General features: G+C 71.0%; 15 protein-coding genes and 1 tRNA gene. 4 read left to right on the forward strand and 12 right to left on the reverse strand.

Translation table 11 applies throughout. The features are described 5' to 3' along the window. Nucleotides 1–102: 102 nt before the first annotated feature. Both RA210_RS03055 and RA210_RS03060 read right to left on the reverse strand, forming a co-directional pair. Nucleotides 103–176: transfer RNA gene (locus RA210_RS03055), tRNA-Gly, on the reverse strand. Between the two features lie 49 nt (nt 177–225). Continuing rightward, nucleotides 226–951, reverse strand: a complete 726-nt coding sequence (locus RA210_RS03060) for a pseudouridine synthase (RefSeq protein ID WP_136488774.1) — start codon at nt 949–951, stop codon at nt 226–228. Nucleotides 952–1,138: 187 nt separating this feature from the next. Here RA210_RS03060 and RA210_RS03065 point away from each other — a divergent pair, with 187 nt between their 5' ends. Further along, complete coding sequence (locus RA210_RS03065; RefSeq protein ID WP_201485356.1) at nt 1,139–1,369, forward strand: hypothetical protein; 231 nt, start codon at nt 1,139–1,141, stop codon at nt 1,367–1,369. 39 nt (nt 1,370–1,408) lie between these two features. Here RA210_RS03065 and RA210_RS03070 read toward each other — a convergent pair whose 3' ends face one another. The 4 genes from RA210_RS03070 to RA210_RS03085 form a co-directional block, all read right to left on the reverse strand. Then, on the reverse strand, nt 1,409–2,521 hold the full coding sequence (locus tag RA210_RS03070) for an enoyl-CoA hydratase/isomerase family protein (RefSeq protein ID WP_201485357.1): 1,113 nt from the start codon (nt 2,519–2,521) through the stop codon (nt 1,409–1,411). Nucleotides 2,522–2,544: 23 nt separating this feature from the next. Further along, complete coding sequence (locus RA210_RS03075; RefSeq protein WP_201485358.1) at nt 2,545–3,363, reverse strand: enoyl-CoA hydratase; 819 nt, start codon at nt 3,361–3,363, stop codon at nt 2,545–2,547. Nucleotides 3,364–3,562: 199 nt separating this feature from the next. Beyond that, entirely contained in the window at nt 3,563–4,810 is a 1,248-nt protein-coding gene (locus RA210_RS03080) for an ABC transporter substrate-binding protein (protein ID WP_136488778.1), read from the reverse strand. Between the two features lie 200 nt (nt 4,811–5,010). After that, entirely contained in the window at nt 5,011–6,249 is a 1,239-nt protein-coding gene (locus RA210_RS03085; protein WP_136488779.1) for an ABC transporter substrate-binding protein, read from the reverse strand. 186 nt (nt 6,250–6,435) lie between these two features. Here RA210_RS03085 and ung point away from each other — a divergent pair, with 186 nt between their 5' ends. After that, nucleotides 6,436–7,131: a uracil-DNA glycosylase gene (gene ung, locus RA210_RS03090; RefSeq protein ID WP_136488780.1), complete on the forward strand. Its 696-nt coding sequence runs from the start codon at nt 6,436–6,438 to the stop codon at nt 7,129–7,131. A gap of 2 nt (nt 7,132–7,133) precedes the next feature. On the opposite strand, the gene RA210_RS03095 is transcribed toward ung, so the two are convergent. The 6 genes from RA210_RS03095 to RA210_RS03120 form a co-directional block, all read right to left on the reverse strand. Beyond that, nucleotides 7,134–7,979, reverse strand: coding sequence for a DUF6279 family lipoprotein (locus RA210_RS03095; protein WP_201485359.1), 846 nt, complete (start codon nt 7,977–7,979; stop codon nt 7,134–7,136). 51 nt (nt 7,980–8,030) lie between these two features. Beyond that, the gene (locus RA210_RS03100; protein WP_201485360.1) at nt 8,031–9,074 is read right to left on the reverse strand and encodes an AbrB family transcriptional regulator; all 1,044 of its coding nucleotides are present in this window, start codon (nt 9,072–9,074) and stop codon (nt 8,031–8,033) included. Beyond that, on the reverse strand, nt 9,058–10,575 hold the full coding sequence (locus RA210_RS03105; RefSeq protein WP_201485361.1) for a tripartite tricarboxylate transporter permease: 1,518 nt from the start codon (nt 10,573–10,575) through the stop codon (nt 9,058–9,060). The genes RA210_RS03100 and RA210_RS03105 overlap by 17 nt, the downstream gene beginning before the upstream one ends. Nucleotides 10,576–10,579: 4 nt before the next feature. Continuing rightward, nucleotides 10,580–11,020, reverse strand: a complete 441-nt coding sequence (locus tag RA210_RS03110; RefSeq protein WP_136488784.1) for a tripartite tricarboxylate transporter TctB family protein — start codon at nt 11,018–11,020, stop codon at nt 10,580–10,582. Nucleotides 11,021–11,109: 89 nt separating this feature from the next. Further along, the gene (locus RA210_RS03115; protein ID WP_201485362.1) at nt 11,110–12,087 is read right to left on the reverse strand and encodes a Bug family tripartite tricarboxylate transporter substrate binding protein; all 978 of its coding nucleotides are present in this window, start codon (nt 12,085–12,087) and stop codon (nt 11,110–11,112) included. A 39-nt stretch (nt 12,088–12,126) separates the two neighbouring features. Further along, nucleotides 12,127–13,392 carry an OprD family porin gene (locus RA210_RS03120; protein WP_201485417.1) on the reverse strand — a complete coding sequence of 422 codons (1,266 nt, stop codon included), beginning with the start codon at nt 13,390–13,392 and terminating at the stop codon, nt 12,127–12,129. 191 nt (nt 13,393–13,583) lie between these two features. On the opposite strand from RA210_RS03120, the gene RA210_RS03125 reads away from it, so the two are divergent. Then, a complete protein-coding gene (locus RA210_RS03125; RefSeq protein WP_201485363.1) occupies nt 13,584–14,255 on the forward strand; it encodes a response regulator in 672 nt (223 codons plus the stop codon). Then, on the forward strand, nt 14,248–15,642 hold the full coding sequence (locus RA210_RS03130) for a sensor histidine kinase (RefSeq protein ID WP_201485364.1): 1,395 nt from the start codon (nt 14,248–14,250) through the stop codon (nt 15,640–15,642). The genes RA210_RS03125 and RA210_RS03130 overlap by 8 nt, the downstream gene beginning before the upstream one ends. The last annotated feature ends 38 nt before the right edge of the window (nt 15,643–15,680 follow it).

Consider the following 15,680-nt stretch of genomic DNA (forward strand, 5'->3'; position numbering starts at 1 on the left):
GAGGGTCGATGATCGCGCGTGGGCGCGGCGTAGCACCGCGCGGGGAAGCCGCAACGCTCGGCGGCAAAGAAAAAGGCCCTCTTCCGAGGGCCTTTCGAGATCTGGAGCGGGCGATGGGAATCGAACCCACGGCTCTAGCTTGGGAAGCTAGGGTATTACCATTATACGACGCCCGCTTTTCAGGCCGTCTTTTTACCAGAAGATGCGAACGAGGTGAAGCTCGTTTTATGCCGAATCGCTCTGAGCCGCCGGCAAGGGGCCGGAGCAGGCGATTTCCGCGGCATCGAGCGGGCGGTACTGGCCGGGTTGCAGCATCGGGTCGAGGCGGATCGGCCCGATGCTCTCGCGGTGCAGGCGGGTCACCCGGTTGCGGAAGTGGCCGAACATGCGCTTGACCTGATGGTAGCGGCCCTCGACCAGGGTGAGACGGGCGCTGTGGCTGTCGAGGATCTCCAGGTGCGCGGGCAGGGTGGTGAGATCCTCGAAGGCGAAGTAGATGCCGCGCGCGAAAGTGTCGACGTACTCGGCGCCGATCGGCTCGGCGGTCTCCACCCGGTAGACCTTGGGCAGCTTGCTGCCCGGCAGGGTCAGGCGCCGCGACCACTGACCGTCGTTGGTCAGCAGCAGCAGGCCGGTGGTGTTGCCGTCCAGGCGCCCGGCGATGTGCAGCCCCGCGCGCTCGGCTGCCGGCAGCAGGTCGAGCACGGTGCGGTGCTGCGGATCGCTCGTGGCGCTGACCACCCCGGCCGGCTTGTGCAGCATCAGGTAGCGGGCGGTCTGGCCGGCCTGCAGCAGTTGCCCGTCCAGCTCGATGCGGTTGAAGCCGTTGATCTCGCGATGGCCGTCGCACTCGGCCAGGCGGTCGACCTGCACCCGGCCGGCGAGCAGCAACTGGCGGACCTGCTGGCGATTGAGTTCGGGGCGCTTGCTGAGGAAGCGGTCCAGGCGCATGGGGAAGGCTCTCGATGTGGCGGGGCGGTCGTTGCCAGCCCGTTCGGGCGGGTGGCGTGGCATGTTAGCGCGCGCGGGGCAGCGCCGCAGGTGCCGGTGCGCGTTCGCCTGGCGCGCTGAACTTGTGCAGGCGCTTCGGCGTCTCAGCAATGGGCCAATCGGGCCCGTGCCGCGGAGGAATCGATCCATGCGTGTTGCCGTGTTGCTGTTGGGAATGCTGCTCGGGCTGTCCGGGTGCGTGGTCTACGATGACGACCATGACCACGGCTACCGCGGCGGGCATGGTCACTGGGATGGCGGCGATCGGCATCGCCAGTGGGAGGGACGCGGCCATCGTCACCATCATTGGGATGACCGCGGCCAGCGCCGTGAGCGCTGGGAGGATCGACGCGACGGCTATCGCTACTACGACGACTGATTCCGTCGCCGGCACCCCGTAGCGCTCCGGCGGCGGTACTCAGCTGTCGCCGAGCTGCGCCAGCGGGTGCTCGCCTTCCCAGGTCGGGGCGAAGTGGGCCTCGACCACGCTCGGCGGGATGGCGGCGACCTGCGGCCAGTGCCAGCGGGGGCGGTTGTCCTTGTCGATCAGCCGGGCGCGCACCCCCTCGGCGAATTCGGGGTGGCGGCAGCAGTTCAGGCTCATCGCGTATTCCATGCGCAGCGCCTCGGCCAGCGACAGCCGGCGCGCGCGGCGCAGCTGTTCCCAGACCAGGTGGGCGGTGAGCGGGCAGCCGCTGGCCAGGGTGGCGGCCGCGCGGGCCAGCAGCGGATCGCTGTCGCCCTGCAGGGCGGTGAGAGCGTGCCAGGCGGCCGGCAGGTCGGCGACGTCGAGCAGGCGGTCGATGCGCTCGCGGCGCGGCAGCAGTTCGGCACCGGGCAGCCGGGCCAGGGCCTCGCGTTCCAGGGCCTGCAGCAGGCTGTGCAGCTGGCTGGCGCTCTGCTCGTTCCAGTTGAGCTGCGCCAGGCCGTGCAGCAGGGCTTCCTGCTGCTCGTCGAGCAGGAAGCGGTCGGCCAGGCCGAGGTCGAGGGCATCGCGGGCGTTGAGCTGGCTGGCGCCGAGGCCGAGGAACAGGCCGAGCCGGCCGGGCAGGCGGCCGAGGAACCAGCTGGCGCCGACATCGGGGTACAGGCCGATGCCGATTTCCGGCATGGCCAGGCGGCTGGAGGGCGTGACGATGCGCAGGCCGGTACTCTGCAGCAGGCCCATGCCGCCGCCCATCACGTAGCCGTGGGCCCAGCCCAGCAGCGGCTTGCGGTAGTGGTGCAGGCGGTGGAACAGGCGGTATTCGTCGGCGAAGAAGCGCCGCGCCAGCGCCGGCACCGTGCCGGGTTCGGCACGGCAGGCCTCGGCCAGGGCGCGTACGTCGCCGCCGGCGCAGAAGGCCCGGGCGCCGTTGCCGCGCAGCACCACGCAGGCGATCTCCGGATCGTCCTGCCAGATCGCGAGGCGGTGGGCGAGCGCCTCGATCATCGGCAGCGACAGGGCGTTGAGGCTCGCCCCGGCGTCGAGGCTGGCGAGACCGAGGCGAAAGCCGTGGCGGCATGGCCGCTCTTCGAAGATCAGGTTCATGCGGGCCTCCGGCGCAGCGCGCCTCAGCGGTTGCGCCAGTGCGGGTCGCGTTTCTCCAGGAAGGCGTTGACGCCCTCGCGGGTATCGTCGGCATCGAACAGGTCGACGAAGCGCTCGCGCTCCTCGGCCAGCCAGCTGCTCGGGCCGCGCTGGCGGGCGCCCTGGATCAGCGGCTTGATCGCGCGCACCGCCACCGGGCTCTGCCGGGCGACGCGGGCGGCGAGCAGCAGGGCGTGGCCGCGCGCCTCGCCGCTGTCGACCACCTGCTCGACCAGGCCGATGCGCAGCGCGGTCTCGGCATCGACCCGCTCGCCGCAGAGGATCATGCGCTTGGCCCAGCCCTCGCCGACCAGCCAGGCCAGGTGCTGGGTGCCGCCGGCGCAGGGCAGCAGGCCGACGCCGGCCTCGGGCAGGGCCAGTTGCGCCTGGCGTTCGGCGATGCGGATGTCGCAGGCCAGCGCGCACTCCAGGCCGCCGCCCATGGCGTAGCCGTTGATGGCGGCGATGCTCACCCCGCGGAAGTCGCGCAGCGCCTCGAAGGCTTCGCCGAACAGCCGCGCCATGCTGCGCGCACGGGCCTTGTCGCCGTCGGCGAACAGCTTGAGGTCGGCGCCGGCGCTGAAGAACTTGGCGCCCTGGCCGGTGATCACCAGGGCGTAGATATCGTCGTCGCGGTTGAGGTGCTCGACCAGCTGGCGCAGGCCGATCAGCGAGTCGCGGTCCCAGGTGTTGGCCGGCGGATTGTTGATGGTGACCAGCGCGGTGTGGCCGTGCTTCTCGACGGTCAGCTTGTGGGTGAGGTCGAAGGGGGCGGACTTGTAGGGTTCGACGGCGTTGCTCATGACGGTCCTCGGGCTTCGGGCGGGTGGCCGCGCTCTGCCGGAGTCTCCAGCCGCGCCCACCCGGCAGGCGGATGCTCAGTCTGGTACGTCAGTGGAGGCCCGTGCCGGTCGTCTGACCGGACCCGCGGGCCGCCGGGATGAACTTCTTTTAGCCGTCCCGACCGGGGCTTGTCCAGCCCCGCCGGGAGGTGGGAGGGGTTTACTGCAGCTGGGGCGGCTGGCCGGCGGTCAGGCGTTCCTGCTTCCACTCGTCGAGGGTCGGTGCGGCCAGGGTGCCGTCGAGGCGGCCGACGATCTCGAAGTAGTCCTGCCTGGAGCGGTCCTTCATGATCTCGTCGCGCGACTTGACCTTCACCGCGTAGACGGTCTGCACGTTCTGGTGATCGAAGGTGCGCCACTCCTGCGGGCCCTTGAGCAGCTGGTACTTGTGGCCTTCCAGGGCCTTGATCAGGCTCTCGCTGTCCAGGCTGCGCGCGCGCTCGGCGGCGTCGGCCCACTGGTGGACGATGCTGTAGGCCGAGGCGGCCGAACTCGACGGCATCAGTTCGTAACGCTCGGAGAAGTTCTTCACGAAGGTCATGCCGGCTTCGGACTTCTCCAGCTCCGGCACGCGCCAGGTCCACGGCTCGGTGCCGATCACGCCTTCCATCAGGCCGGGGCCGGCCTGCTCGACGATGCTCTGGGTCAGGTTGGGGGCGACGATCTGCATGCGCTTGGTCAGGCCGAGGTCCTCGGCGATGCGCATGGCGCGCACCAGGTCCTCGCCGAACAGCACCAGGGCGAGCACCTCGGCGTCGCTGCCGGCGGCCTGGGTCAGCGCATCGCGGTAGTCGGCCAGGCGCGCGCCGGGGAAGGGCACCTTGAGGCCCGGATGCTTGCTGGCGTCGGTGCTGTGGGTGGTCTGGCGCAGCGAGCTTTCGCTGGTGTGGCCCCAGGTGTAGTCGGCGGTGACGTAGAAGTAGCGCTTGTTCGGCAGCTCCTTGGCCAGGTACTCGCCGAGCACGCGCGCGCTCATCCACGCGTTGTTGCACTCGCGGAACATGTAGCGGTGGCCGTTCTTGCCGGTGGTGTCGTTGGAGTAGGTGAGGGTGCCGAAGTACAGCACGCCGCGCTCCTTGGCGCGCTTGCTGGCGGCGATGGCCACGGCGCTGGAGGCGCCGCCGAACAGCATCACCGCGCCGTCACCGACCAGGCGGTCGACGTTGTTCACCGCCTTCTCCGGACGCGAGGCGGTATCGCGGCTGATCAGGCGCAGGGGGCGGCCGAGCACGCCGCCCTCGGCGTTGATCTCGTCGATGGCCAGCAGGGCGCCACGCATCTGTGCCAGCCCTTCTTCCTTGTAGCTGCCGGTGCGGGGGTAGTTCAGGCCGAGGGTGATCGGATCGACAGCACTGGCAGTAGTGCAAAGTCCGGCCCACAGGGCCAGAGCCGTGAGAGTGCGCTTCATGGGGCCTCCTGGTCATTGTTATGTTTGCCCGAGCTTGTTTTACGCGCCGGCGTGTTTGACGGGCATTAGCTCTTGGTCTAGCGGCGTCATCGTTTTGTGATCCAGTTCGCAAGCGCGGGGAAATGCCGGCTGATGCGCGCCCCGTGCCGGCGGCGACCCTGGCGCCGCTCCCGCGGGCAGCGTCGGCACCGGGCGGCGGATCACTCGAGGGTCAGGCTGTCGCGCTCCTGCTCCCAGTCCTCCTGTGGCACGGCGGCCTGTTCGCCGCCCATGCGGTGGATGATCTCGAAGTAGTCCTGCTTCAGCGCATCCTGCATGATCTCCTCGCGCGGGCGCACCCGCACGGCATAGACGCCCTGCACGTTCTGGTGGTCGAAGGCGCGCCACTCCTGTTCGCCCTTGAGCAGCTGGTAGCGGTGCCCCTCCAGTGCGGCGATCACCGCCTCGCTGTCGCTGCTGCCGGCGCGCGCCACGGCGTCGGCCCACTCGCGGACGATGGCGTAGGTGGAGGCCGCGGTACTGCCCGGGTACTCCTGGTGCTGGGCGATGAAGTCGCTGACGAAGGCCGCGCCGGCCGGGCTGTTCTCCAGGCGGGGAATGCGCCAGGTCCAGGTCTCGGTGCCGATCACCCCGGCCATGATCGACGGTCCGATCTGCTCGACCAGCGGCTTGGTCAGGTGCGGGACGATGATCTGCAGGCGGCGGTTGAGGCCCTGCTGGTCGACCAGGCTCATGATCTGCACCAGGTCGTTGCCGAGCAGGTTGAGCACCAGCACGTCCGCCTCGCTCTTCGCCGCCGCCTCGAGGGCGGCGCGCATGTCGACCAGGCGCGCGCCGCTGGCGGCCAGGCTGCGCCGGCCGTGGCGGGCCTTGTCCTGGGTGGCGGTGCTGTCGCGCAGGGCGCGCTCCATGCTGTTGCCCCAGGCATCGTCGCGAGTGATGTGGAAGTAGCGGCGGCGCGGCTGGTGGATCGCCAGGTACTCGCCGAGCACCCGGGCGCTCATGTGCGCGCTGCCGGACTCGCGGAACAGGTAGCGGTGGCCGTGCTGGCCGGTGACCTCGTTGGCATAGGCGAGGGTGGCGAAGTACAGCAGGCCGTGCTCGCGAGCGCGCCGGCTGGCGGCGACCACCTCTTCGCTGGTGGCGCCGCCGAAGACCATGGCCACACCCTTGGCCTGCAGGCGGTCGACGGTGTTCACGGCGGTTTCCGCGCGCGAGGCGCTGTTGCCGGTTTCCAGCTGCAGCGGCCGGCCGAGCACGCCGCCTTCGGCATTGACCTGGGCGACGGCGAGCAGGGCGCCGCGCATCTGCTCGAGGCCCTCGGCCTTGTCGTTGCCGGTGCGCGGATAGCTGAGGCCGATCTTCAGCGGATCGCCGGCCGGCGCGGCGTGGACGGCGAAGCCTGCGAGCAGCAGGCCGAGACAGACGAGTCGACGCATGGACACCTTTCCTTGTGGCTGGGGGAAGCGGGCTTTGTACGCCCGCAGGGAGCAGGCGCCCATGCACCTTTGCGCGGGAAGGAGCGCGACTTCGGTCGTCATCCCCGCCCGCCACCAAGGTCGTGCCTTGACTTGCCGGGGAGCGCTCTCTACGGTGCCGCTTTGTTTCGCACACAGGGGGCTGGCATGAGCGCCGCGCAGGATCGCATCAAACTCGAACCGGGCTGGAAGGCGGCCCTCGGCGAGGAGTTCGACAAGCCCTACATGCAGGCGCTGGGCGAGTTCCTGCGCCGCGAGAAGGCCGCCGGCAAGCAGATATTTCCGCCCGGCGGGCTGATCTTCAACGCGCTGAACTCCACCCCGCTGGAGCGCGTCAAGGTGGTGATCATCGGCCAGGATCCCTACCACGGCCCGGGCCAGGCCCATGGCCTGTGCTTCTCGGTGCAGCCGGGGGTACCGGTGCCGCCGTCGCTGCTGAACATCTTCAAGGAACTCAAGCGCGACCTGAACATCGATCCGCCCAACCACGGCTGCCTGCAGCACTGGGCGGGGCAGGGCGTGCTGCTGCTCAACACCTCGCTGACCGTCGAGCAGGGCAAGGCCGGCTCGCACGCCGCGGCAGGCTGGCAGCCGTTCACCGACCGGGTGATCGAGGTGGTCAGCCAGCAGCGGCCGCACCTGGTGTTCCTGCTGTGGGGCGCCCACGCGCAGAGCAAGGAGCGCCTGATCGATCCGACCAAGCACCTGATCCTGCGCTCGCCGCATCCCTCGCCGCTGTCGGCGCACCGCGGCTTCATCGGCAACGGCCATTTCGGCCGCACCAACAAGTTCCTCGAGCAGCACGGCCTGGCGCCGATCGACTGGCGCCTGCCGGCGCTCTGAGTTCAGCTTCGGCAGGGCAGCCCGGCGAGGTCGTCGCGCAGGCGGTCCAGCCGTTGCGTGAGGTGTGCGCGCTGGTCCGTGGTGGCGCTGGCCCACAGTTCGCTGAGCAGATCGGCCAGCGCCTGTCGGGCACGCTCCGCCGCTCGGCGGTAATCCTCGCCGCCGTAGCGCTCGGGGTCGCCCAGCAGCGGCAGGAGGCGTGCGGCGCGGTCGCCTGACGGCCGGCGCAGCTCGGTCAGCAACTGCGCCTGCCAGCGCTGGCGAAACTCCAGCCAGGGGCGCACGCCGGCTTCCTGGCGCGCGGCCCAGAAGCGCAGGTAGGCGCGCTGCTGCGGATGCAGCGGGCCCAGCCAGTTCTCCAGGCGCTGCTCCATGCGCTCCACGCGGCGCTGCAGGCGTTCCTGCGGCGTACCGCCGAGAAAGCGCTCGTGCAGTTCGGCCCGTTCGGCGGCGAGGTTTTCGTCCAGCTCGTCGACCTGCACGGCGTCGAGCCCGGCGAGCAGATGGGCGGTGTCCGGAGCGACGCGCTCGAGGGTCGGCTGCAGCAGGCTGCGCGCCTCCAGCAGCGGCGCCTTGAGCCGGTCGGCGCCGGGGCTGCCGGCGAGCAGCGGGCGCTGGCGCTCGAGCCAGTCCAGGTAGCGCGGCAATTCGTGGCGGCAGTGCCAGGCCAGGTGTTCGTCGAGGCGCGCGTCGAGCCAGGCGCTCTGCGTGGCGTCGAGGCTCAGGTAGTCGTCCAGCTTCCAGGGAATCAGCCAGTCGAGGTTGCGGTAGACCAGCTCGAGGCGGCTGCAGGCCGCCAGCGCCAGCAGGGCGAGCAGCAGGGCGAAGAGACGGGCGAGGCGGGTCATGGGCATTCCGCTACGGGGCGAACTGGCTTGAGGATAGGCCAGCGCGGCGCCTCAGGAACGGCGCCCGTCTGCCCCCAGGCGCCGCCAGCACCGATACAGCGGCTCGGCCAGCAGCATCACCAGCAAGAGGCGCAGCAGCTGCTGGGCGCTGACCAGCGCCACCGACAGCTGCAGGGTCTGCGCGGTCAGACCCAGCTCGGTGATGCCGCCGGGCATGCTGCCGAGCATCAGCGCCCGGCCGTGGCCGCCGGCGAGCAGGCCGAGGCCGGCGCCGAGCAGCGCGGCGGCCAGCATGGCCAGCAGGCTGAACAGCAGCACGCGGGCGAGGAAGCCCGGCGCGCGGCGGAAGAAGGCGCGGTCGAAGTGCATGCCCAGGGCGCAGCCGAGCAGCCACTGGCCGAAGCGCGCCAGGCCGTCGGGGAGGGCCAGCTGCAGGTCGAGGGCGGCGCTGGCGCCGGCGCACAGCAGCAACGGGCCGAGCATCCACGGATTGGGCTGGCCGAGGCGGCGCCACAACCGCGCGGCGAGCAGGCCGCCGGCCAGCAGCAGGGCCAGCAGAGGCCAGTCGGTGGGCACAGAAGTCGGCACGGGCGGGGGTGGCAGGCCCCAGGCGAAGGCGGCCGGCACCAGCAGCAGGACCAGCAGCAGGCGCAGGCTGTGCGCCGCGGCCACCTGGGCCGGCTCGGCCCGGTGGCGGCGCGCCAGGTTGACCATCTCGCTGGCGCCGCCCGGCAGGCTGGCGAAGAAGGCGGTGGCCGGGTCGACGCCGCCGCGGCGCAGCACGGCGATGCCGATCAGGGTCAGCAGCAGGGTGCCGACGGCGCCGGCGAGCAGCAGCGGCAGGTGGTCGAGCAGGGCGAGGGCGGCCTCGCGGGAGACGTGCAGGCCGACGGCGCTGGCCACCAGCCATTGCCCGGCCTGGCGGCCGGCGGTGAGGGGGGCGGCGGGGAGGCCGGCGCAGCGCGTCAGCGCCACGCCGAGCAGGGAGCCGATCATCCACGGCAGCGGCCAGCCGGCCAGGCTGGCGAGGTAGCCCCCCGCCAGCCCGGCCAGCACGCCGCTCAGGATGCCGCGGGCATCAGGCGGCAGACGCATCGGCCGCCGACGCCTTGTTGCGCGCGCGCCACCAGCGGATGCCGGGCAGGGCCAGCATCAAGGCGACCAGCGCCCACAGCACCAGGGTGATCGGGCTGGACCAGAGGATGCCCAGCTCGCCGCTGGAGATCGACAGGGCGCGGCGCAGGTTGTCCTCCATCAGCTCGCCGAGGACGAAGCCGAGGATCAGCGCCGACAGCGGGAAGTCCAGCTTGCGCAGGAGGTAGCCGAACACGCCGAGGGCGATCATCAGCACCAGGTCGAAGGTGGTGCTGTGCACCGCCCACACGCCGACCAGGCTGACGATGATGATCGCCGGCACCAGGATCCAGTTCGGCACGCTGAGCATGCGCGAGAACAGGCCGACCAGCGGGATGTTCATCACCAGCAGGATGACGTTGCCGATGAACAGCGAGGCGATCAGGCCCCACACCACGTCGGGCTGCTGCTCGAACAGCAGCGGACCGGGGGTGATGTTGTACAGGGTCAGCGCGCCGATCATCACCGCGGTGGTGCCCGAGCCCGGCACGCCGAGGGTCAGCATGGGGATCATCGAGCCGCAGGCCGAGGCGTTGTTGGCCGCCTCCGGCGCGGCCAGGCCGCGCAGGTCGCCCTCGCCGAAGCGGCCGCTGGCGCCGGCCAGGCGCTTCTCGTTCATGTAGGCCATGGCGCTGGCGATGGTCGCCCCGGCACCGGGCAGGGTGCCGATGACGAAGCCGCTCAGGGCGCTGCGCACGGAGGTCCAGCCGACCTGGCAGAACTCGCGGAAGTTGAACAGCAGGCGCCCGCCGGCCTTGACCGCCTGCTGGCCGCTGTGGGTCTGCTCGAGCATCAGCAGGATCTCGCTGACGCTGAACAGGCCGATCACCACGATGACGAACTGGATGCCGTCGGACAGGCTGACGCTGTCGAAGGTGAAGCGATACACGCCGGTGGTGGCGTCGACGCCGACGGTGGCCAGCGCCAGGCCCATCAGCGCGGCCATCAGGGTCTTCACCGGCTTGTCGCCGACCATGCCGCCCAGGCAGGTGATGGCGAACACCATCAGCACGAAGTACTCGGCCGGGCCGAAGGCCACCGCCCATTTCGCCAGCAGCGGGGCGAACAGCACCACGCCGAGGGTGGCGATGGTGCTGCCGATGAACGAGCTCATCGCCGACAGCGACAGGGCGATGCCGGCCTTGCCCTGCTTGGCCAGCGGGTAGCCGTCCATGGTGGTCATGATCGCCGCGGCGTCGCCCGGCACATTGAGCAGGATGGCGGAGATGCGCCCGCCGTACTCGCAGCCCAGGTACACGGCGGCCAGCAGGATCAGCGCGGTCTCCGGCGGCAGGCCGAGGGCGAAGGCCAGTGGCAGCAGCAGCGCCACACCGTTGATCGGGCCGAGGCCCGGCAGCATGCCGACGATGGTGCCGACGAAGGCGCCGAACAGCGCCATCAGCAGGTTCATCGGGCGCAGGGCGACGTCGAAGCCCTGCATCAGGAAGTTGAAGGTTTCCATGGCGTCACTCCACGAGGAATTCGAACACGCCCAGCGGCAGGGGCACGTCCAGCAGCAGGTCGAACAGCACGTAGAGCAGCACGCCCATCAGCACGCCGGACAGCGCGCAGGGCAGCGGGCGGCCGCCGAACAGCAGGCCGAGGCCAGCCCCGGCCAGGGCGGTGGCGGGGACGAAGCCGAGCGGCTCGAACAGCAGGGCGTAGGCCAGCAGGCCGGCGACGCACAGCAGGGCGCGCAGGCTCTGCGGGCGGCTCAGCAGGTGTGCGTGCAGGGCCGGGCGGATCACCAGCCACAGCGCGCCGGCGCCGAGCAGGGCGAGCAGCAGCAGCGGGTAGGCGCGTGGCCCCACCGGGTCGTAGGAGAAGGGGGCCTGGAACCCCCAGGCGATCACGGCAAGGCAGGCGCACAGCAGCAGCCAGACCGAGCCGAACAGGCGGTCATACATGGCGAAGTACCTGGGTGGGGGGAAGAAGTCTCTCCCGCGCGGGAGAAGAGCCGGCCGGCGGGACGGGGGATTCCCGCCGGCCTGACGCCTTACTGGACCAGTCCGAACTCGCCGGCCAGTTGCTTGTACTGCTCGACCTGCTGGAACACGAAGGTGCGCAGCTCGTCGCCGGTCATGGCCAGCGGGAACAGGTCGCGCTGCTCGCGCAGCCGGGCGAAGTCCTCGCCGGCCAGCATCTTGTCGAACTGACCCTGCCACCAGGCGAATTGCTCGTCGCTGACCTCCGGGCCCATGTAGAAGCCGCGGATCACCGGCCAGGTGATGGCGAAGCCCTGCTCCTTGGCGGTGGGGATGCCGGCCAGCTTGCCGGGCAGGCGTTCGTCGGACAGCACGGCGAGCACGCGGATCTTGCCGGCAGCCAGCTGCGGGGTGATCTCGCCGATGCCGCTGGAGGTGACCTGCACATGGCCGCCGAGCATGGCGGTGAGGGTCTCGCCGCCGCCCTCGAAGGCCACGTAGCGCAGCTTCTGCGGATCGACGCCGGCGGCGCGGGCGATCAGCGCGGTCTGCATCCAGTCCTGGCCGCCGATGGTGGCGCCGGCGCCGAACACCACGCTGGCCGGGTCCTTCTTCACCGCCTCGACCAGTTCGCCGAGGGTCTGCCACGGGGCGTCGGCGCGCACCGAGATGGCGCCGTAGTCGGTGCCGATGGCGGCCAGCCACTTGACCGCGTTCTCGTCGTAGCGGCCGAACTTGCCCTGCGCCAGGTTGAGCAGGGAGCCCGAGGAAAAGGCGGTGATGGTGCCGGCGTCCTTGGGCCGCTGGGCGACCACCGCGTTGTAGGCCACCGCGCCGACGCCGCCGGGCATGTAGGTGACGCGCATCGGCGCCTTGAGCAGGCCGCCGTCCTTGAGGCCGCTCTGCGCCAGCTTGCAGGTCAGGTCGAAGCCGCCGCCGGGCTTGGCCGGGGCGATGCACTCCGGGCGCTTGGGCTCGGCGGCGAGCAGCTGGCCGGCGAAGGCGAGACCGGCGGCGGCGAGGGCGATGCGGGTGATAGCAGTGTTCATGACGTGTTTCTCCGGTCGATTCTTATTGTGCGGCAGGGGTTACCAGATCGGCAGGCTGTAGCCGACGATCACTCGGTTCTCGTCCGCGTCGCGGGCGAAGTCGGAACGGAAGCTGGCGTTGCGCAGGCGCACGTAGAGGTCCTTGAGCGGGCCGCTCTGCACCACGTACTTGAGCTCGAGGTCGCGCTCCCATTCGCTGCCCTTGGCGCTGCTGCCGGCGATCTCGGCGTCATCGCCGCTGACGTAGCGGGCGAGCAAGCTCAGGCCGGGCACGCCGAGGCCGGCGAAGTCGTAGTCGTAGCGCGCCTGCCAGGAGCGCTCGTCGGCGTTGGCGAAGTCGTTGATCTGCACGAAGTTGACCAGGAACGGGTCGCTGCCGTCGATGTAGGCGTAGCCGGTGTCGCCGCTCATCTGCTGGTAGCCGAGGCCGAACTTGTGGGCCCCCAGGCCATAGGTGAGCATGCCGTTCAGGGCGCGGTTGTCGATTTCGCCGGCGCGGGCGGCGCCGCTGTCGTCGCTGAGCATCAGACGCAGGTCGGCGCTGAGGGTGCCGGCGCCGAGCGGCTGCTTGGCGAGCAGGCCGAAGTAGTGCTGGCGGTAGACGTCGTCGAGGTCGGCGAAGAAGTAGCGGCCGCTCAGGCTCTTGCCGAACTGGTAGTCGAGGCCGGCGAGATCGAGGTGGTCGCTGGTGACGCCGCCGGGGAAGCGCCGGTTCTTGCTGTTGAGGATCAGGTCCTCGGAGTTGGTCGAGGCGCGGTCGATCATCTGGTTCAGGCGCCCGCCGGTGAAGGTCAGGCCGGCGATCTCCCTGGAGGTGAGCAGGCCGCCCTCGAACACCTGCGGCAGCAGGCGGCTGTCGCTGGCCTTGACCACCGGCAGCTCGGGGATGTGCGAGCCGTAGCGCAGTTCGGTTTCGGACACCTTGACCTTGGCGGTCAGGCCCAGTCGGCCGAACTGGTCCGGGGTGCCGCCGTCGTCCTGTACCGGCAGCAGGTTGGTGCCGGTGCGCCCACCCCCGGAGTCGAGCTTGACGCCGAGCATGCCCAGGGCGTCGATTCCGACGCCGACGCCACCTTCGGTGTAGCCGGACCTGATGTCGAGCAGGAAGCCCTGGCCCCATTCCTCGCGCTTGTTCTGCCCGACGTCTTCGCGGAAGTCGCGGTTGAGGTAGATGTTGGTGGCGGTCAGGCTGGCGCTGCTGCCTTCCACGAACTCGGCGTGGGCCAGCGGGGCGAGGGTGCAGGCGGTGATGGCCAGGGCCAGGCGGCGGACAGGCGGCAGGGCCTGCCAGGCGGCAGTCGGCATCGCGGTATCTCCAGTCATTGTTGTTGTCGTCGGCAGTCGGGCTGCCGTGGGGGCTGGGAGGGCCCAGGTGCGATGCTAGGAGGCGAAGCTTTCGCCTGGCTTTCAGCCTGAAAGAAAGTTTCCGGCGCATTGGCTGCGCGGCGGCTGCCGTTACACTCGGCGCATAACGACAAGACTTCGGAGACTTCCCCGTGCGAATCCTGCTGGTCGAAGACCATCCCCCGCTGGCCGCCAGCGTGGCCCAGGCGCTGCGTGGCGCCGGCTGGACCGTGGACCTGCTGACCGACGGCGTGGCCGCCGACCTGGCTTTGGCCAGCGAGGACTACGCGCTGGCCATCCTCGATGTCGGCCTGCCGCGCCTGGACGGCTTCCAGGTGCTGGCGCGCCTGCGCGAGCGCGGCAAGACCCTGCCGGTACTGATGCTCACCGCGCGCGGCGAGGTGGCCGACCGAGTGCACGGCCTCAACCTCGGCGCCGACGACTACCTGGCCAAGCCCTTCGAGCTGTCCGAGCTGGAGGCGCGGGTCAAGGCCCTGCTGCGTCGCAGCGTGCAGGGCGGCGAGCAGCAGCAGCGCTGCGGCGCGCTGGTCTTCGACCTCGGCACCCGGCGCTTCAGCCTCGGCGACGAGCCGCTGGCGCTGACCTCGCGCGAGCAGGCGGTGCTGCAGGCGCTGATCGCCCGCCCCGGACGGGTGATGAGCAAGGAGCAGCTGGCCGACCAGGTGTTCGGCCTCGACGAGGAAGCCAGTCCGGACGCCATCGAGATCTACATCCACCGCCTGCGCAAGAAGCTGGAAGGGCGCGGCGTGCGCATCGTCACCTTCCGCGGCCTCGGCTACCTGCTGGAGGCCTGCGATGGCTGAGCTGCCGGGCGGCAGCCTGCGCGGCCGGCTGCTGCGCCGCCTGGCCGTGCTGCTGGCGCTGATCCTGGCGTTCGGCGGGCTGAGCAGCTACTGGAGCGCGCGGCGCGCCGCCGATACCGCCTACGACCGCACCCTGCTGGCCTCGGCGCGGGCGGTGGCCGACGGCCTGTACAGCAGCGACGGCAAGCTGCGCGCCAACGTGCCCTACGTGGCGCTGGACACCTTCGCCTACGACAGCGCCGGGCGCATCTACTACCAGGTGCTCGACCCGCACGGCGGCCTGGTCTCCGGCTACGAGGCGCTGCCGGCGGCGGGGCCGAAGGTGAAGCGCACCGACGACTACCCGGCGCTGGCGCGCTTCTACGACGGCGTCTACCGCGGGCAGGAGGTGCGCGTGGTCAGCCTGCTGCAGCCGGTCAGCGAAGCGGAGCTGGAGGGCATGGCCGAGATCCGCGTGGCCGAGACCCGCGGCGCCCGCGAGCGCATGGCCCGCGAGCTGCTGGTCGGCACCCTGTGGCGCATGGGCCTGCTGGCGCTCACCGCCCTGGGGCTGGTGTGGCTGGCGGTCAGCCTGGCGCTGCGCCCGCAGGAGCAGCTGCGCCAGGCGGTGGCGGCGCGGGACAGCGACGACCTGCAGCCGCTGCCGGAGGCCGGCCTGCCGCGCGAGCTGCGTCCGCTGGTGGACGCCCTCAACCAGTTCAACGCGCGCCTGCGCGGGCTGTTCGAGCGCCAGGCGCAGTTCATCGCCGAGGCCGCCCACGAGCTGCGCACCCCACTGGCCGCGCTCAAGGCGCGCCTGGAGCTGGGCCGGCGCAGCGAGGATGCCGCGCAGTGGCGCCAGGCGCTCGACGAGGCCGCCGGCAGCACCGAGCGGCTGACCCAGCTGGCCAACCAGCTGCTGTCGCTGGCGCGCATCGAGAGCGGTGCGCGGGCCATCGCCGAGGGCGGCGCGCAGCGCCTGGAGCTGGGCGCGCTGGCCCGCGAGCTGGGCCTGGCGCTGGCGCCGCTGGCCCATGGCCGCGGCGTGGCCCTGGCGCTGGAGGCGGAGGAGGCGGTGTGGATCGACGGCGAGCCGACCCTGCTCAGCGAGCTGCTGTGCAACCTGCTGGACAACGCCCTGGCGCACACCCCTGCGGGCGGCAACGTGATCCTGCGCGTGCTGGCACCGGCGATCCTCGAGGTGGAGGACGACGGTCCGGGCATTCCGCCGGAGGAGCGCGAGAAGGTGTTCGAGCGCTTCTACCGGCGCAGCGCCGGCGGCACGGGGGCGGGGCTGGGCCTGGCGATCGTCGGCGAGATCTGCCGCGCCCACCGCGCACGCATCAGCCTGGAGGACGGCGCGGCGGGCGGGCTGCGCGTGCGGGTGGAGTTCGCAGCGGCCGCCTAGTGGTTGACCTGTAGGGGCGAATTCATTCGCCAACGCGG

The organism is Pseudomonas sp. OF001 (assembly GCF_904426495.1).
Classification (GTDB): domain Bacteria; phylum Pseudomonadota; class Gammaproteobacteria; order Pseudomonadales; family Pseudomonadaceae; genus Geopseudomonas.